Genomic DNA, 17,449 nt, shown 5'->3' with positions numbered 1-17,449 from the left:
TCTCAAACTGTTTCAGCAACGCCGAGCGAGAAACAGCCGACGACTGGCTCCAATCGTTCGCCTTCGCATGGAATCAGCTAATCTGAACACTACCCGTTCAGGCCGTCGCCGCCTCGGCCGTGTGGCGCAGGATGTCCGTCGTGGTCAACATACCCACCACGTCGCCGTCGACGACCGGAATGTGGTTGAACCCGCTGTCCAGCAGGTGTGCGGACGCCTCGGCGACAGTGGTGTCGGGCGTGACCGTCTCCACCGTGGTCGTCATGCACTCTTCGACGGTGGTCTCGGTCGGCTCGGTATCGTCCGCGGCCACCTGGACGAAGTCAGTCGAGGTGAGGATGCCCACCGGGTCACAGTCCGCGTCGATGACAGCCACGGACTTGATCTCGGTGTCGCGCATCGCCCACGCGGCGTCGGACAGCGTCTCGTCCGGGGCGACAGTCAACACCGGCGTCGTCATGATTTCGCTGACTGGGGTCTCGGTCATAGTTCCCGCACTGTCTCCGCGAACAAAACCGTTCGTCTACCGGCGAGTGTTGACGGTCCACACGGTATATCGACAGTCAGCCCGAACACGGAGCGTCAGCGCACGAGCGCGCCGAACACGCGAGCCTCGATCTTCCGGAGGTGTTCGCCGGCAGTCGTCGGTGCGATGCCGACGCGCTCGGCCACGTCCTCGTGAGTCGCGGTCCGTGGATTGTCGTAGTAGCCGACGGCCACGGCCGCGTCGAGTACCTCCCGCTGACGCGCCGTGAGCAGGCGCGTGAACGACGCCTGCTCGGGGTCGTACTCGCCGGTCTCGACGACCTCGAACGCGACGCCCGCGTCGGCGGCCACGTCCTCGAACAGCGACTGGAAGGCCGGATCGCTCCCCAGATACGTGATCCGGAGCGCCCCGTCTTCGGTGAAGTAGATCGGCGTCTCGACGACCACGTCGGACTCGCGCTGGCGGTCGAGGATCCGCTCGGCCAGCTCGGTCGCCTCGAACTGGCTCACCGCCATCCACTGCCGTTCCCCGGAGACGAGGTAGTCGAGGACCGCGGGCGAGTCGGCCATGATCTCCTCGTATCGGTCGCGGTCGCCGCTTCCCTCCGCGAACAACAGGACCGTGCCGTCGTCCAGCAACTCGACGTGGTGGATCGCCTCCCGCGTGAGTGACGGGTCCTCGGAGAGGGCCCGTCCGAGCGGGTGGAACGCGCCGGTCTCGGCGGGCCGAACCAGCACCGTGAGATAGCGCATACCGGCACCGACCCGCCGACCCATATTAAAAGAGCGTGGATGCACTGCAGTCTGTGCTTCGTCGGCCCGCGCCAACCCTGTGGTATGCTCCGATCCGATCCCGAGATCGCGGTCGTCGGCGGCGGTATCTGTGGGCTCACCACGGCGCTGGCGCTCGAACGCCGCGGGTTCGACCCCACGGTCTACGAGGCCGCGGCCGCGTACCGCCCCGTCGGTGCCGGCATCCTGTTACAGACCAACGCCTTGCTCGTGCTGGACCGGCTCGGCGTCGCCGACCGGGTTCGGGACGCCGGCGTCCCACTCATGGAGAGTCTGATCCGGTCACCGAGCGGGTCGATCCTCCAGCGGCTGGACCTCGATGGCGTCGAGCGGGCCGAGTTCGGCTACGGCCACGTCGCGGTCCACCGCGCGACCCTCCTCGACAGCCTCCGGACGGCACTCGACACGACGGTCGAGACGGGGATGCGCTGTCGGGACGTGGCCGAGACGGCCCCGGCGACGGTGATCTTCGAGGACGGAACGCGCGTCCGGCCCGACGTACTCGTTGGCGCGGACGGCATCCATTCGACCGTGCGCGACGCCGTTGTTCCGGGCGTCGACCCGCGCCCCCTCGATGCCGTGGTCTACCGGGCGCTCGTGGACGTGGCCCTGCCCGACCGCCACCGGGACCGTGGAGTCGAGGTCTGGGGTGACGGGAGCTACGCCGGCGGTGCACCCGTCGGCGACGACCGCTTTTACTGGTTCGGGACGGCACCCGACCCCGTCCCCGCAGCGGGTGCCGACCCGGCGGCCAGGATGGCAGCCTTACGCGAGCGCTTCGGCAGGTTCCCCGCTCCGATTCCGACGGTTCTCGACCACGCCGACCCGGCGGCCGTGATCGTCACCGAACTCGAAGACGTACCGACGCTGGATCGGTGGAGCCGCGGCTCGGTCGTCCTCGCCGGCGACGCGGCCCACGGGATGCTTCCGTTCGCGGGACAGGGTGCGGCCCAGGGGATCGAGGACGGTCTCGCGCTGGCTCATGCCATCGACACTCACGAGGTCCCGACCGCGGCGTTCGACGCCTACGCGACGGAGCGGCAAGCCCGCGCCGAGCGCGTCCGCGACGAGGCCCGCCGACTCGGGATGCTCGGCACGCTGCAGTCCCGTCTCGCCACGCGAGCGCGCAACCTCGCCGTACGGGCCGTCCCGAATCGGCTCTTCCAGCGATTCCGCCGCCAGCGGACGGTCGGAACGTCGTTGCCCGATCCCGGCAGCCTCGGTGGGATCGAGACAGTTTGACCGACCTCGCTCAGCGCGAGAACCGATCTTTCGCTGACTGGATCGCAAGCCGGGAGAGCAGGCGAGCGGGGCCGCGTTTGTGGATGTCGCGGGCGGTCGCGACCGTGCCCGGTGGATCCCCGCCGCCCACGTCGAGGTCCCAGCCGGTCTCGTCGACGAACCGCTCGACGGCCGCCTCGGCGCGCTGCTGGACCGCGTCACCGTCGAGTCGCGTCGGCGTCCCGTCTTCGACCACGAACTCGCCGTCGACGACCACCGTCTCCACGTCGGCCGGTGTGGCCTGGTTGACGACCTGCGCGGGGAGATTCGTCCGGGGTGCGAACTTCGGTGTGTCCACGTCGAGGACCAGGAAGTCCGCCCGCTTGCCGGGTTCGAGGCTCCCGATCTCGTCGCCGACGCTCAACGCCCGTGCACCGTCGACGGTGAGCATCCGGAGCAACTCGATCGACTGGAACTGTCCGGTCCCGCGTTCGAGATTCGCTGCGAGACGGGCCTGTCGGGCCTCGCCGAACAGATTGTACGAGTCGTGCCAGTAGTGATCGTCGAGCCCCAGCCCTACGTCGACGCCGGCCGCCCGGAGTTCGGGAACCGGCGTCCACTGTGTCGACGGGTCGGGATTCCAGTAGCAGAACACGGAGGGACAGTGGGCGATGCCCGCACCTGCCTCGGCAGTGCGCTGGATATCGACCTCGTCAGCGATCCGGAAGTGGGCGGCGACCAGTCGGTCGTCGAGTAGCCCCACGTCCGACAGGAGTGCGGTCGAGTCCGCGCCACCGTTGGCCCGGGCCATACGGTCGCTCTCGTCGAGTTCGAGCAGGTGCGTGTGGACGAGCAGGTCGGGATACTCGGCGGCGAAGTCGGCGGTACGTTCCCACAGTTCCCGGGTACACGACCAGTCGTCGTGCGGGCAGATCGTCGCCCGAATCCGCCCGCCGTAGGTGTCGTGGTGAGTTTCGACGAACTCGCGAGCCCGCTCGAACTGCTCGTCGACTGGACGGTCCCAGAACAGGTCGCTGATCGCGGGGCCGAGAAAGCCGCGCAGTCCGGCCGCACCGACCGTCTCGACACCGACACCGGGACGCACGTCCATCGTGTTGATCGTCGTGATGCCGCCGGCCAGAAAGTTGTAGGCGGCGAGTTCGTACCCCGCCTCGATCAGGTAGTCGAACTCGCCGTCGGCGAACTGGGTGTAGACGGCCGTCATACTCCCGAGCATCTCCAGCAGATCGAGGTCGCTGAACGCGCCCAGCAGTGGTGTCAGATCCAGATGCGTGTGGGCGTTGACCAGCCCCGGCAGTACCAGTGTGCCGTCGCCATCGATCACGTGGTTCGCGTCCAGTGCCGCGTCGTCGGGGTCCGTCGACCGCACCTCGGTGATCGTGCCGTCTTCGACGACGAGTGTTCCACGCTCGAAGAGGCGATTCCGTTCGTCGACCGTGAGGAGGGCCGCGTCGTGGACGACGATATCGGCCATACATCTCTCTCGTCGGCCGTCTGTCAAAATGCTATCCGTCCCCGTTCGGGCCGGGGGTACTCAGCGGCCACCTGTCAGTAGTAGAAGATGGCGGTGGTGAGCGTGATCGCGGTCACGATGTAGGTGACCGGGCCCCAGTCGATGACGGTCAGGTCGGCGGCGTACAGCAGGCTGCCGACGGTCGGCAGGATGCCGCCGATCAGGAACAGCTGGGTCTGGCGGAGCCGATTGCCCTCGACTTTCGGCCACTGCAGGGCGAACAGCCCTGCGGCGGCGAACGATACGCCAAGCGAGTAGAGCGCGTGGACGTAGTACCACGGCCCGTACGTGACCGAGAGGCGCTCGATCCCGCCCTGCGGGCGCATCTCGGCGGCCCCTCGAACCAGCTCGTGCAGACCGAAGTAGTTCGTCCACACGAGAACGATGGTGAGCGTCGGGACCGCCGCCAGCAAGGCGACGTTGCGACGTGTCAACAGCTCTGCTCGATCCGTGAACTGAAAGGCAAAGAGTAGGAAGGCCAGCGACGCGAACGCGGGGCCGATGAACCGGACCGTGTTCCACAGCAACGCCTGATCGAGGGTCGTACTCGCCAACTGGAGCGCGTAACTGACCGACCACACGACGATAGGTGTGAACAACACGATCATGAGATACGCTCCCTTCTGTTGTCGTTTCATGATCGTGAGCGCGAGCAACGCGCCCACGATCACGGCCGAAAGCGCAAGGGGAATCGTATACGGTGTCGCCTGAAATGCCATTGTATGCACTGCCGACATATTGCCGTAATAAAATACTTTGGTAGAAATCACGAGTCGAACCGACGTTTCTGGGGTTTTGCGTGACGCCGACGCACCTGGGAAATACGTTCGGTGCCGTCTCTCCGGGAGAAATTCCGGCGTGGGTACTAAGGTCGACCGCGTGACACGAGCCGGGTATGACCGACATCACGCGTGACTCACGCACTGTGTCGAGCCGCCTCCCACCGATCACGGGATTGCTTCTCGCTGTTTCCTTGCTCGCACTGCCGGCCGTCTCGACGCTCGTCGCGGTCACCGATTTCACGCTGGCTCCCGTCGCCGTGATCGCCGTTCAGTGGGTCGTAGCCGGCGTCGTCGTCGGGGTCGCGGTCGGTGTCGAGGGCCGGTCGCTCGCGGACCTCGGGTTGCGCCGGCCGGCCTGGATCGACGGCGGCTACCTGCTCGGGGCGACGGTCCTGACGCTCGGCGTCTTCCTCGCGGCCGGTCCCGTCCTCCGGACGCTGGGGCTGCCGGTCGAGTCCGGTGTGGCGACGGCCTCGATGGACGCGAGCCTCCCCGTCGCGCTCGCCGGCGCGGTGACGATCGGCATCGTCGAGGAACTCCTCTTCCGGGGCTATCCCATCGAGCGCCTGCTAGAGTATACCGGGAGCCCGCTCCTGGCCGGCGGCCTGCCGTGGGCGGTCTTCGTCGCGGCACACGCGCCGACGTGGTCGCTCGGCAACCTCGTCTCGGTCTCGCTGGTTGCCGCCCTCCTGACGGTCGTGTACCTCCGCCGACGGACGCTCGTTCCGGTGGTCGGCACGCACGTCCTCGTCTGGGTGGTGGCGGTCCTGGGTCAGTTCTACGGGTGACCCGGCCCCGTTCACTCCACCCACGTCTCGCCGAAGCTGTCGAAGAAGTCCTCACCGGTGTCGACAGCGACGTGGCGCGCCCCCAGCCGGTCCCCGACCGCCTCGATCTCGCCGATGTGGGACTGGAGGCGGTCGCGATAGCGGCGTTCGACGTTCGCCCCGAAGTAGGTGCGCAGTTTCGTGTCGGCCTCCGGGTCGCGGAAGATCGTGTCGCCACGCGCCGGTGGGTCACGCTCGTCGGGCGCGAGGACGTGCGCGAGCGTCAGGTCGTTGCGCTGGAGGGCGGCCAGTCCCGCCTCGATCGCGGCGGGGTCGTCGAGGAAGTCACTCGCCACCAGGACCAGCGACTTCGAGTCGATGGTCGCGGCGTAGTCTTCACAGGCCGTCCGGAAGTCCGTCTCGCCCGACGGGTCGGTCTCGTTCAGTCGCTCGATCAACCGCAGGATCTCGCCCTGGGTCGAGCGGCCGCGGTCGATCCGCTCGAAGGTCTCGCCGAGCAGTGAGAATCGGAAATCGTTCCCTTCGGCCGCCGCGAGTGCGGCGAACCCGAGCCCCAGTTTGGCCGCGTACTCGAACTTGTGGGGGGTCGCTACCTCGCTTCGGTCGCCGCCGAAGTCCATCGACGTGCTGGCGTCGATCAGGACGTGGACGGTGAGGTTGCGCTCGGCCTCGTACTGTTTGATGTACAGTTCCTCGGTGCGGGCGTACACGCGCCAGTCGACCAGTCGGGTGTCGTCGCCGGGCGTGTACTTGCGGTGGTCGCTGAAGGTCAACCCCTCCCCGACTTCCGTCGAGCGCTGTTCGCCCTGTTTTATGGCGTCGACCCGGCGCTGGACGGAGGGGTCGAACCGCGCCAGTTCGTCGAGGAAGGTGGGTTCGATCACAGCAGGTCTCCGATCACGTCGTCGGCCGTCACGCCGTCCCGTTCCGCCCGGAAGTCCACGACCACGCGATGTCGCAGTACAGGGCGCGCCATCGCCTCTACGTCCTCGCCGGTGACGTGTGCGCGCCCGGCCATGAACGCGCGGGCCTTCGCCAGCACGACCAGCCCCATGCTGGCTCGCGGGCTCGCCCCGTACTCTAGCTGGTCGGCGGTCCGGGTGTCCCGCACCAGTTCGACCACGCGGTCACGGATGTCCTCGGCGATGGGGATCTGCCGGACGAGTTCCTGGGCGCGCAGGAGATCGGCGCTCGTCAACTGCTGTTCGACCGGGATGTTGCCGTCGACGCGGCCGGTGAACCGGTCGACGATCTCCCGCTCGGCGTCTTCGCCGGGGTAATCGACGAGGACCTTCGCCAGGAAGCGGTCCTTCTGGGCCTCGGGCAGCGGGTAGACCCCCTCCTGCTCGACGGGGTTCTGGGTCGCCAGCACGAAGAACGGATCGGGCAGGTTCCGGGTCTCGCCGCCGGCGGTGACCTGGCGCTCCTGCATCGCCTCCAGCAACGCGGCCTGGGTCTTGGGCGTCGCACGGTTGATCTCGTCGGCCAGCACGACGTTGGCGAAGATCGGGCCGGGTTCGAAGGTGAACTCTCGCCCGTCGCGGGTCTCCCGGATGATCTCGGTGCCCGTGATGTCGGAGGGCATCAGGTCCGGCGTGTTCTGGACCCGCGAGAACGAGCAGTCGGTGACCTCCGCGATGGTCCGGACGAGCATCGTCTTGCCCAGCCCGGGCGTACTCTCTAGCAGTGCGTTCCCGTCGGCGAGCAGGCAGGCCAGCACCTGATCCAGCACCGCCTCCTGGCCGACGAGGCGCTTTCGTACCTCGGATCGCACCGCCGCGAGTCGTTCCTGAATCCTGTCCACCTCGTCGTCGTCGAGTGTGTCGTCAGTCATCGGTATCACGCTGGACGCGCAGATTGTATTCCCGTACGAGATCCGCGTCTTCGAGGTTCCGCTCTGCGGCGAAGCCGGCCTGCTGGGCCGCGACCGGATCGCCGCCGGCCGACAGCCCGCTGTCCTCGTAGCTGTCGACCTGGTCGCCGGCCCCGCCGCCGCTACTCTGTGAGAAGTTCACGTCGAGTTCCTCGCGGCCGCCGGCGGCCTCCTTGCGCTCGCCGAGCACGTCGTCGGGGTTCTGGAGTTCGGACACGCCGTTGTCCTCCCCGCCGAACGATCCCGGCCCGCGCCGCTCGTCGGTCGTGTTCGGCTCCGGCGCGAACGTGACGCCCGCGACGGCCGCCTGGACGGTCAGCGCGCTCGCCAGCACGACCACGACGACGCTGACCGACAGCCAGCGGGTCTGGAGGAAGCCGCCGGCGCTGGTCTCGGAGAGCCGGTCGGTCACGTCCCGGTAGAGCCGGCGGGCCATCTGCGTCTCGGCCCCGTCGGTCGCGGCGTCCCGGGCCGTCCGGAGCGCGTCCGCGACGACCGGGTTGGCCGCCTCGAACCGCTCGACCGTGTAGTACCGGACCCGGAACGCGAACTCGACGCCACCCGCCAGCAGGGCGACGCCGACGGCCGCGACCGTCCCGCCACGGACCGGACCGACCGCCGGCAACGGGGCCGCGACGACCCGGGTCAGCAGGTTCACCACGAGGAAGACGGCCACGGCGTCGACCACCGCGTGGAGGCCGGCCGCCTTGTACCCCTCGCGTCTGATCGCCCGGACCGCGCGCTCGATCCCGGTGCGTTCCTCGCTCGGTTCGGTGTCTGGTTCCTCGCTCATGTCAGTTACACTCCGGATACTGCGCGCTGTTGTTCAGTTGCCCACAGACGTAGTCGAGATCGTCCTGCAGGGCTTCGTTGTCCTCCTCCAGGCCGTCGATCCGATCCTCCTGATCGTCGATGGTGCCGTTCAGTTCGTCGGTCAGATCCTGGAGGTTCGTGTTCCGGGCCTGGAGTTCGTCGTTCGCCTCGATCAGTTCGTCGCGGCGCTCTTCGAGTTCGTCCACCCGGTCCCGCAGGTCCGCCCGCTCGTTCAGGAGATCGTCGACCTCGCGCTGGAGTTCCTGTCGCTCGTTTTCGAGCCGGTCGATCCGGTCGCGGGCCGAGGACAGATTGCGCTCTGCCGCCTCCAGTTGATTGGTGAGGTCCTGAACGTCCGTCTGCCGGGTTTCGAGGCTCTCGTTGATCGTCGCGAGCCGTTCGCGAGTTTCGTTGAGTTCGCTGCGAACGGTCGCGAGTTCTTCCTCGGCGTCCGCTTTCTGTTGGGCGAGCCGTTCCGCGCGGTCGGTCACGTCTCCGACGCTGTACTCGTAGTAGACGGTGACGCCCGCGACACCGAGGACTGTCAGTCCGACCACGGCGAGCAAGACGACGTTGAGTCTGGTTCCGATCATAGCTGTCTGATGCGAACGAGTCGCCGCGTGCCAACCTCGGCGAGGTACAGCAGCAGGGCGACGACGAGGACGAGCCACGTCCACGCTCTGGTGACTGTCTCCACAGTACTGGCCTCCTGACAGACCTGCTCGGCGATGGCCGCGGTCCGATCCGGCTCGAACACGCGCCCGCCGGAGCGCTCGGCAGCGGTCCGGACGGCCCGGGACTGCCCGAAGGCCGCGAACTCCCGGGGGTAGTTCACGGCGTACTCGGCGGCCAGCAGCGACTGGTAGCCCGGCGACGCCGGCACGAACGTCGTCTCGTACTGGCCGGTGTCGACCTGGGTGAACCGGTAGCCGTCGGCCGACGGTCGGCTCGATCCCTCGTAGGTGGCCGTCGCGGGGCTGCCCACGCGGGCGTCCGAGATCGACGTGATGCCGGTCGCCAGCCGTTCGGGATCACCGATGGCCCAGTTGACGGACTTGGTGATCCCCAGCGAGTCCGGGGCCGAGAGCAGGCCGTCCAGGCCCCCGCTCTCGCCGTAGGCGGTGATCGCGACGGTCCGCCCCAGCCCGTACCGCCAGGCCGAGATCGCGGGCGCACCGTCCGATCCGGCGACGAGCAGGTCCGCCCCCCTGGCCGCGGCGACCGAGTGGGTCCGGCCCGGCCGGGCGGTGAACTCGACGCCGCTCGTGATGAAGTGGGTCCGGTCGAGCACCGTGAGACCGCTGCCCTGGAACTCGCGGGTCTCGCCGCCGAACTCGATCCGGAGCTTGTTGGACTCGTCGGCCCGGAGGAAGACGCCGTTACCGGCCTCGGCCACGTCCTGGAGTCGGTCGACGGCAATCTCGCTGCCGACGCCGACGGGGATAACCTCGATGCCGCGCTCGCTGGCCCGGGCCGCGGCACCCGGGGCGTTCCCGCCCTGTGCGCGCCCGTCGGTCAGGAGGATGATCGTCCCGCTCGAGCCGAGCATCTGGGTCGCCCCCTCGATCCCGGCGCTCACGTCCGTGCTCCCACGACTCTCCAGCCGGCGGATGCGGTCTTCGAGGAAGGATCGGGAACTCCCCACCCCCGTGAGGCCGGCGATCCGGTAGACCTGGTTGTTGAACGCGACGATGCCGACCCGGTTCTCGTCGCCGAGCTGGTTCAGCACGTCCAGGGCCAGCGCCTGCTGGGCCGACATCGACCCGGTCGTACTGCCGGAGATGTCGACCGCGATGACAACCCGCGAGGTCTCGCCGCCCTCGCCGATGGTGACCGGCAGGAGGTCGGTCACAAGCGACTCGCGGTAGTTGCCCCGCTCGAAGGCGTTGGGGCCGCCGACGGTGACCAGCCCCGTGCCGTCGATGACGGACCGCTGGAGCGCACTCACGTTGCCCAGGTCGCCCGCGGCGACGTTCTGGACCACGACGGCGTAGTACCCCGAGAGGTTCGCCGGGATCGACTCGGCCCGATCCACGTCGTACACGTCCCGGAGGAACCCCTCGAAGGCGTAGTCACCGCGGGAGACGTAGAGGATCTTCGGCGGTTCGACCACTCGCACCGTCTTGCGGAACACGTCGTTGCGGTCGTACACGTCGCCGCCCTCGATCCGGGCGGTCACGCGGTGGCTCCCCGTCTCCGAGAAGTTGTAGGTGAACGTCAGGCCCCCGTCGCCCTCGACGGTCTCCTCGCGGATCCGCTGGCCGTCGACGCTGACAGTGAGGGTCGTCGCGGTGTCTCCGAGCGCGACGCCGTCGACGGTCACGCGGAACTGGTTGGCGACGCCGGTGCTGGTCTTGGCCGGCCCGCTGACGGCGACGGCCCGCTCGGTTCGGTTCGAATCCAGCGAGACGGCGTGGATGGAGGCGTCGACCTGCTCTGCGACGCCCGCGGCCGCGTCCAGCGAGCGCCCCTCGGTCACGCGCCCGTCCGAGACCAGCAGGACGCTCCCGTTCGGGGCGAGCGCGCTCGTCACGGCGTCGCCGACCGGCGAGTCCGCCTCGCTGCCGACGGTCCGGGTCCTGACCGCGACGCCCTCGTTCTCGATGGCGGTCGCGAGTTCGCCGGCCGCGGCGTCGGTCGTCGCCATGCTCGCCGAGCGGTCGACGAGCATCGTCACGGTCGGCTGCCCCGTCGAGTCCGTCGTCGCCAGCGTGTAGGGGCCGGCGGCCGCCAGCACCAGCAGCGTCACGAGCACGAGCCGCGAGGCCAGGAACAGCGCCCGCGACCGCCCCGTGAACACCGCCCGCTCGCGCCGGCGGAAGGCGAGCCCGAGCAACACCGCTGCGACCGGCAGCGCGACCAGCACGAGCGGCCGCTGGAGGCCGATCCGGAGTCCTGCCAGCGTCGTCTCGACTGGCATCAGATGTCACCCCGTCTGCGGAGATACCCAAGCTCGGCCCCGAGCAGGACGAGCAGGCCGAGCAGGACCAGCGGCGTCAGGTCCTGGCGAACCTGCTGGCCCGTCGTGGGGCCGCCACCGCCGCCCCCGTCGCCACTCGCGTCGACCGGATCGGCGCTCACGTTCGACTCGGCGGGGGAGAGCAGGGCGGCGCTGGTCCGCTGGTCCGCGGTCCGGTAGGTGCCCACGCGGTCCAGCTGGACCGCCGCTGTCGTCCGCTGGCCCGTCGGCGTCTCGACGGTCGTCTCGTTGGCGAGCTGGAGCGTCGTTCCCGTCTCGCGGTTCAGGTCCGACAGCGAGGGGCGGCCGGCCAGCCAGTGGATCGCCCGCTTCCAGAACACCGGGTAGCGGTAGTCGTACCGGAAGGCGGTCTGGTTGGGCAGGTAGCCGTAGTACATCGTTCGGCCGCCCGCCCGCCCGTCGGTGGCCAGCAGCGGCGACCCGTCCGCGAGCGTCACCAGCGCGGTTCCGGTCGCCGTGGCCCCGAGGTGGTAGTCCGGGGCCGGGAACTCGAAGCCGGTGGTGACGGGGTGGCTGGTGACGTTGTCGATGCCGCCGGACTGTTCGATCCCGCCCGGCGTGACCGGGAGGAGGTCGCCGTAGCCGACCTCGCCGACGTTGCGCTGGCCCTGGATCAGGACACCGCCGCCGTCGTCGACCGTCCTCTGGGCGGTCTCGACGGTCGAACCCAGCACCCGTTCGGCGACCACGTCGGCGAACACCACGGCGTCGTAGTCGCCGGTCGTCGAGACCGGGGGTCGCTTCACGGTCACGTTCACCGTCGGGATCACGTCGAGTGCGGTCCGGAGGTTCCGGTTGTTCCCGTTGGTCAACAGCAGGGTGTCTTCGGCCTGTTCGTCGGGGACCGCGACGGGCACGCTGTCGTCGACCGGGAACGCGTCGCTCCCTGCTAACCGGGCGGTCGCCGACGCCGCGGGGAGCGGGAAGACGACCGAGCGCCGGTCGCCCGGCTGGAGCGACACCGTCCGGGACTGCCCGGCGAGCGTCACAGTCCGCTCGGTCGCCGTCGATCCGGTGTTCGCCACCCGGAGGACGACGTTGCGGTCCTCGAACGATCGGCCGACGATGCCGACGTTCTCGGTCGTCCCGCCGTCGAACTGCCGGAGGGAAAGCGTCGCGCCGCTGGCTCGCACCGCGTCGGCGGCCTGCTTCCAGCCCGCCTCGCCTCCGCCCGACCCGCCCGCGAAGTCGCTGAACACGAGGACACGGCTCTCGGAGCCGGCGAGTTCGCGGGCGCGTTCGATGGCTCCGCGGAGGTCGCCCGGCGCGTGCGTGACACGGAGTTCGTCGAGCGCCGACCGCGCGTCCTCTGGGTCGGCCTCCCCGATGGGCGTCCGGACGGAGCCGCCGGCGACGACGACCGTCGTCGGCGTCCCGACGGCCCCTTTGGCGGCCGCGACGGCCTCGGAAAAGCGGGTTCCGTCGCCCGTTTCAGTGGCCATGCTGGCGGAGGCGTCGACCACGAGGACCGTGGGCTGGGCGCTGACCTCACGGGTCGTCGTCACGTAGGGTGCGGCCAGCCCGACCGCGAGCAAGACGATGGCGAGGACCTGCAACAGGAGCAGGAGGTTCCGGCGCAGTCGCTCCAGCACCGGGTTCGAGCCCCCTTCGTCCGGATCGGACTGGAGAAACGAGACCGTCGGCAGGGGTAGCTCCCGCGGGTCCGGCTGGATGAGGTACAGCACGAACAGCGGGACGAGGGCGGCGAGCGCGGCCAGGCCGAGCGGGGCGGCGAAGACGTCACCGAGCGCCATGTGTTGGAGGGACCACTGCAGTCACGGTCCCCTTGTGGGACGGGTACTATAAGCCTCGTGGAAACTTCAGCCGGAATTTGTGTCACCGGTCGACTCGTACGCTGCACTGTCGACGCCGACGAGGGGGAACCGGACGGTCGCGGTCGTCCCCGAGTCGGTCACGTCGAAGCCGATGTCGCCGCCGGCCGCGCTGACACTCCAGGTGACGAGCCAGAGGCCGAGCCCGCTCCCGTGCTCGAGGTCGGTCTCGTCGCCGTCCTCGATGACGGCCAGTTCGTGAGCTGGGACGCCCGGCCCGCGGTCGCGGACGGTTACGGTCACCGCGTCGTCGTCGCTCGCGACCGTGACGGTCACGTCCCGTTGTCTCGCGGTGTCGTCACCGCCGTCGCTCGCCGCGCCATCGCCGTCGGTGGCGGTCCCGTGTTCCAGCGCGTTCTCGACGAGTTCGCGGACGAGGACTTCGAGCAGGGCGGGGTTGATCCGGAGCAGGGCGGCGTCGGTTCCCTCGATCTCGACGGTCGCCTGGGGGAACTCCTCGCGGAGTTCGGCCACCACTTCACCCACCACCTCCCGGGCGGCGACCAGCGACTCGGTGTCGTCCTCGATGACGCGCTCGAAACGCCGGGCCTTCTCACTGAGCGAGACCAGCCCACGCGTCTTCTCGCGGGCGGGGTCGAGCAGGGCGGTTACGTCCTCGTCGGCACGGTCGGCGGCGGCGTCTAAGTTCATGTCGACGACGGTCAGGTCGTTGCGGAGGTTGTGTCGGAGGACACGGTTCAGGACGGCCAGACGCTGTTCGCGCTGGCGTTCGGCGGTGATGTCCTGGAAGACGAGCGTGTAGCCCAGGTCCGCGCCGGTGCCGTCGTCCAGATCCGTGGCGGTCACCTTGAACGTCCGCCTGCCCGCGTCGGTCCGGATCGTGGCGTCCTGTTCGGCCTCGGTGGGGTCGATCTCGTCACCCTCGTAGCAGGCCGTGAACGGTTCGGTCAGGACATCGCGGCTCACCAGTCCGAACGTCTCTCCGGCGGCCGGGTTGTAGTTGACGACCCGGTGCTGTTCGTCGACGATCACGACGGGGTTCCCGAGGTCGGCGATCGCCGCCCGGTTGCCGGCCCGTCGGGTCGCGGGGTGGAAGTCGAACATCCCGCTGCCGACGAAGGCGTAGGCGTCGAAGGCGACGTGGGCGAGAAAGAGAACCGGGGCGACGTTGACCCCCGGTGCGGGGACGACGCCGAACGTCCAGGCGATGAGGCCGATCCCCGGCGGGAGCGGGCTGAGTGCGACCGCCAGCGCCTCGCCCCGGTAGAGGTCGCCGTAGCTGATGATCGTGTCCACCAGCAGGAGCGTCCCGACGGCGGTGCCGATGCTGGTGACGCCAAGGATCAGGAACGAACCGCCGTGTCGGGTGAACGATGCCGTCGCGAGTCCCCAGGTCGACTCGACCCGGAAGTCCGCCCAGACGAGTTCGTGGACGGGGTTGGTCACGACCAGCAGGGTCAACAGGACGGTGAGCGCGGTCAGCAGTTTGAACCACGGCGAGCGGATGACGTGGCCGCGGCCGGTGTAGGCCAGCGCGAAGGCGATAAACAGCGCCCCGAGCCAGATGTAGGCCACCCAGAACAGCGCCTCGACGGCCCAGCGCAGCCAGGAGTCGAAGACGAGGTAGCCGACGCCGTAGCCGGCGGTCAGCGCGAACTGCACACCGAGAACGACCAGAAGCCACGTCGCACCCGGGCGATCCCGGACCGACCAGAGGTAGTAGCCAAGCGCGAGTGTGCCGGCGGCCGCGGCGAACGAGCCGACCACGGGCCAGAGCGTGGTCGGAGACACGTTCGGAGTCTCGGCCCCCCGAAGCACGTACCTTTCGGTCGGCTCACGCGGGCGAACTCGGTGTGTACATTCAAAAAGGAAGACGCGACCACTGGGGGTATGATCGCCATCGCTGGCGCGAAGGGTGGATGCGGCAAGACGACGGCGACGCTGGGCCTGGCCCAGGCCTTCGCGCGGGCCGGGACGCCCGCGCTCGCCGTCGACGCCGACCGACAGCTACCGAACCTCCACGTCACGGCCGACGTGGAGCGCGAACCGACCGCCTCGGCCCTGGACGAGGGGACCGACGTGACCGCACTCGCACAGCAGACCGCCGGCTCGCCCAGTGTGGGCGTCCTGACGGCCCCGAAACCCGCAGACACCGTGGACCTGGGGGCCGCCCTCGGGAGCATCGAGCAGGACTCGACGGAGGTGTTCGTCGACTGTCCCTCCGGGGCCGGGCCAGACATCGTCGAACCGCTGTCGGCGGCCGACGGCGTCGTCGTCGTCTCCACACCCACGGAGCGGAGTCTGACCGCCGCCGAGACGACCATCGACATCGCGCGTCGGCTGGAGGTCCCCGTCGAGGGCCTCCTCCTCAACCAGTGTGACTCGGTGCCTGCGACGGTGGAGTCGGACTTCGACGTGCCGGTGCTGGGAGCCGTCCCCGAGCGTGAGCCGCCGTTGCCCGCCGAGGACGCCCGGACGGCCTTCGACCGGGCGGCGGCCCACCTGCTCGACTCGGCGACCGATCCCGAGCCGGTCGCGACCGTGCCCGACGCCGAGAACCGGCTGGCGACCGGCGTGGACGCCCTCGACCGGGCCTTCGGCGGTGGGTTCGAGCCGGGGACCGTCGTCGCGCTGACCGCCGCGCCCGCCAGCCAGTCGGAGCTGTTGCTGTACCAGTCGACGACCGAGCGGGGCACGCTGTACCTCTCGACGGAGCGCAGCGAGGACACCGTCCGGTACGCCATCGAGGAGTCGATGGCCACCGCCGGCAGTCCGACGGTTCGCCACCTCGACGCCGGCAACCCGCTGGTGAAAGCCGAACAGCTCATCAGCAACCTCCCCGAGGGGGCGAACCTGATCGTCGATCCCGCCGACGCGCTGGAACGGGGCGACCGCGACGACTACGTCAGTTTCCTGAACGCGCTGGTCGAACACACCCGCGCCACGGGGAGTATCGCCGTCCTCCACTGTCTCGACCCCGCGCCGGCGAACCGCTCGGCGACGGCGCAGTTCGCGGACGTGGTGGTCGACCTCGACGCCGACTTCGGCGACGAGGGGCTGACACACGAACTCCGCGTCAGCAAGTCGCGTCGCGACGGACTCCCGACCGAGCCCGTCGAGATCGACCTCACGACCGAGGCGACGCTCGGACACGGCGGCAAAAACTAGCTCAGGCGTCGATACGCGTCCCGATCCGGCTCTCGCAGGCCTCGATCCGGCGGGCCAGGCGCTCGAAGCTGTCGACGGCGGCACAGTCCGGAGCGTGGTCCCGCACCGGCTCCCAGTCGGCCTGAGCCTGTGCGACTGCCCGGTGTTTCGGGACGACGGTCGTCGGCGCGCCGAACGTCGCTTCGATCCGCTCGGCGATGGCGTCAGTCCCTGTCTGCTCGCCGTCACTCGCCTCGCCACTGCCGCCCAGCGTGTAGTCACCGACCGAGAATCCCTGGTCGCCGTCGTTCGCGCCGGGCCCGTCCCGGACCATGTTGAGCGCGACGCTGGCCAGCGGCGTGTCGACGTTGAGCGAGAGTTCCCGCGTTCGGTAGGCGTTCAGCAGGGCCGGCTTCTTCGCGGTCGTCACGATCACCGACACGTCGGCGCTGTGGAGTTGCATCCCCACGTCGCGGGCCAGGCCGGCCGGACAGTCGATCACGACCGTGCCGTACTGGCGCTCGACCGCGCCGACGGTCTCGACGATGCCGTCGAGTCGGGAGGCACGGGCCCCCTCCAGTGTCCGGCCACAGGGAAGGATCTTGATCGAGCCGAACTCCGCGACGGCGTCGACGGGATCGGTCCGGCCCGCCAGCACGTCGTGGAGGTCTGGGCCCGTCCCGCGGGGCAGGTCGGCGGTCGCCAGGTCGCCGTCGACGACGACGGCGTCGAGTTCTCGCCCGAGGTTCAGCGAGACGGTCGACTTGCCGACGCCGCCTTTCCCGCCGGTGACGGCGACGATCATGGGTCCTCGGCCAGGAGGTCGCTCGGCGGCGACCACGCGTCCAGATCGGCGAGCACTTCCTCGGTCCCGGCTCGGTCGTCCTCGGCGCGTGTGACCGAGACGACTTCGAGTGGCTCGTCGACCGGTTCGCCGGAGCTGGCGAAGCCAACCCCGCGCCGGCGGCCCGGCTGGACCGTCGCTTCCCACACGTCGCCCGACCACTCCGGGGCCGTCCGGTCGTCCAGCCCGGGCGACCAGGTCGGCCCGTCGATGCGACTGCGCAGCCGGACGACCTGAGGCGTCGACCGGTCGTTCGCCACGGTCGCGCTCACGAACGTCACCCCGGCACGCCGCCGCACGTCCGTGTCGTCGATCCACTCCTCGTGCATACCACTGGTGGCCTCGCTATCGCGTATAAAGTTCAACACGGCAGGGGAACATCCGCGGCCTGCCGGC

The 17,449-nt window shown here is 69.4% G+C and carries 16 protein-coding genes and 1 pseudogene; 4 read left to right on the top strand and 13 right to left on the bottom strand.

Features of this window, described 5'->3' with window-relative positions; genetic code table 11:
• Window positions 1–86 (top strand): annotated as a pseudogene (locus tag BMX17_RS24995) (IS6 family transposase); the annotation flags it as partial.
• 11 nt (window positions 87–97) lie between these two features.
• Here the strand turns inward: BMX17_RS24995 and BMX17_RS03735 are convergent.
• Both BMX17_RS03735 and BMX17_RS03730 read right to left on the bottom strand, forming a co-directional pair.
• Entirely contained in the window at window positions 98–487 is a 390-nt protein-coding gene (locus BMX17_RS03735; protein WP_092657784.1) for a CBS domain-containing protein, read from the bottom strand.
• A gap of 95 nt (window positions 488–582) precedes the next feature.
• Window positions 583–1,239: a helix-turn-helix domain-containing protein gene (locus tag BMX17_RS03730; RefSeq protein WP_092657782.1), complete on the bottom strand. Its 657-nt coding sequence runs from the start codon at window positions 1,237–1,239 to the stop codon at window positions 583–585.
• 84 nt (window positions 1,240–1,323) lie between these two features.
• On the opposite strand from BMX17_RS03730, the gene BMX17_RS03725 reads away from it, so the two are divergent.
• Complete coding sequence (locus tag BMX17_RS03725) at window positions 1,324–2,520, top strand: FAD-dependent monooxygenase (protein WP_092657780.1); 1,197 nt, start codon at window positions 1,324–1,326, stop codon at window positions 2,518–2,520.
• Between the two features lie 10 nt (window positions 2,521–2,530).
• Here BMX17_RS03725 and BMX17_RS03720 read toward each other — a convergent pair whose 3' ends face one another.
• Together BMX17_RS03720 and BMX17_RS03715 are read right to left on the bottom strand one after the other, a co-directional pair.
• Complete coding sequence (locus BMX17_RS03720; protein WP_092657778.1) at window positions 2,531–3,994, bottom strand: amidohydrolase family protein; 1,464 nt, start codon at window positions 3,992–3,994, stop codon at window positions 2,531–2,533.
• Window positions 3,995–4,068: 74 nt separating this feature from the next.
• On the bottom strand, window positions 4,069–4,752 hold the full coding sequence (locus BMX17_RS03715; RefSeq protein ID WP_170845318.1) for a histidine kinase N-terminal 7TM domain-containing protein: 684 nt from the start codon (window positions 4,750–4,752) through the stop codon (window positions 4,069–4,071).
• A 176-nt stretch (window positions 4,753–4,928) separates the two neighbouring features.
• Here BMX17_RS03715 and BMX17_RS03710 point away from each other — a divergent pair, with 176 nt between their 5' ends.
• A complete protein-coding gene (locus BMX17_RS03710; RefSeq protein ID WP_092657774.1) occupies window positions 4,929–5,603 on the top strand; it encodes a CPBP family intramembrane glutamic endopeptidase in 675 nt (224 codons plus the stop codon).
• Between the two features lie 11 nt (window positions 5,604–5,614).
• Here BMX17_RS03710 and BMX17_RS03705 read toward each other — a convergent pair whose 3' ends face one another.
• From BMX17_RS03705 to BMX17_RS03675, 7 genes are all read right to left on the bottom strand, one after another.
• A complete protein-coding gene (locus BMX17_RS03705) occupies window positions 5,615–6,487 on the bottom strand; it encodes a DUF58 domain-containing protein (RefSeq protein ID WP_092657772.1) in 873 nt (290 codons plus the stop codon).
• Entirely contained in the window at window positions 6,484–7,437 is a 954-nt protein-coding gene (locus BMX17_RS03700; protein ID WP_092657770.1) for an AAA family ATPase, read from the bottom strand. Before BMX17_RS03700 ends, BMX17_RS03705 begins: the two co-directional genes overlap by 4 nt.
• Complete coding sequence (locus BMX17_RS03695; protein WP_092657768.1) at window positions 7,430–8,269, bottom strand: DUF7502 family protein; 840 nt, start codon at window positions 8,267–8,269, stop codon at window positions 7,430–7,432. Before BMX17_RS03695 ends, BMX17_RS03700 begins: the two co-directional genes overlap by 8 nt.
• A 1-nt stretch (window position 8,270) precedes the next feature.
• Window positions 8,271–8,882: a hypothetical protein gene (locus BMX17_RS03690; protein ID WP_092657766.1), complete on the bottom strand. Its 612-nt coding sequence runs from the start codon at window positions 8,880–8,882 to the stop codon at window positions 8,271–8,273.
• Entirely contained in the window at window positions 8,879–11,209 is a 2,331-nt protein-coding gene (locus BMX17_RS03685; RefSeq protein ID WP_092657764.1) for a vWA domain-containing protein, read from the bottom strand. The genes BMX17_RS03690 and BMX17_RS03685 overlap by 4 nt, the downstream gene beginning before the upstream one ends.
• On the bottom strand, window positions 11,209–13,023 hold the full coding sequence (locus BMX17_RS27230) for a vWA domain-containing protein (RefSeq protein ID WP_092657762.1): 1,815 nt from the start codon (window positions 13,021–13,023) through the stop codon (window positions 11,209–11,211). Before BMX17_RS27230 ends, BMX17_RS03685 begins: the two co-directional genes overlap by 1 nt.
• Window positions 13,024–13,089: 66 nt before the next feature.
• Window positions 13,090–14,853, bottom strand: a complete 1,764-nt coding sequence (locus BMX17_RS03675) for a histidine kinase N-terminal 7TM domain-containing protein (RefSeq protein ID WP_139203419.1) — start codon at window positions 14,851–14,853, stop codon at window positions 13,090–13,092.
• Between the two features lie 99 nt (window positions 14,854–14,952).
• Between BMX17_RS03675 and BMX17_RS03670 the strand changes: the two genes are divergently transcribed.
• Window positions 14,953–16,230, top strand: coding sequence for a DUF7125 family protein (locus BMX17_RS03670; protein WP_092657758.1), 1,278 nt, complete (start codon window positions 14,953–14,955; stop codon window positions 16,228–16,230).
• 1 nt (window position 16,231) lies between these two features.
• Here BMX17_RS03670 and BMX17_RS03665 read toward each other — a convergent pair whose 3' ends face one another.
• Together BMX17_RS03665 and BMX17_RS03660 are read right to left on the bottom strand one after the other, a co-directional pair.
• The gene (locus BMX17_RS03665; RefSeq protein WP_092657756.1) at window positions 16,232–17,014 is read right to left on the bottom strand and encodes a MinD/ParA family ATP-binding protein; all 783 of its coding nucleotides are present in this window, start codon (window positions 17,012–17,014) and stop codon (window positions 16,232–16,234) included.
• The gene (locus BMX17_RS03660) at window positions 17,011–17,382 is read right to left on the bottom strand and encodes a DUF7857 domain-containing protein (RefSeq protein ID WP_092657754.1); all 372 of its coding nucleotides are present in this window, start codon (window positions 17,380–17,382) and stop codon (window positions 17,011–17,013) included. The genes BMX17_RS03665 and BMX17_RS03660 overlap by 4 nt, the downstream gene beginning before the upstream one ends.
• Window positions 17,383–17,449 lie beyond the last annotated feature (67 nt).

It is taken from the genome of Halorientalis persicus, from assembly GCF_900110215.1.
In the GTDB taxonomy this organism is placed as follows: domain Archaea; phylum Halobacteriota; class Halobacteria; order Halobacteriales; family Haloarculaceae; genus Halorientalis; species Halorientalis persica.
The sequence above is the reverse complement of the archived record's forward strand: the minus strand, read 5'-3'. Positions and strand labels throughout refer to the sequence as shown.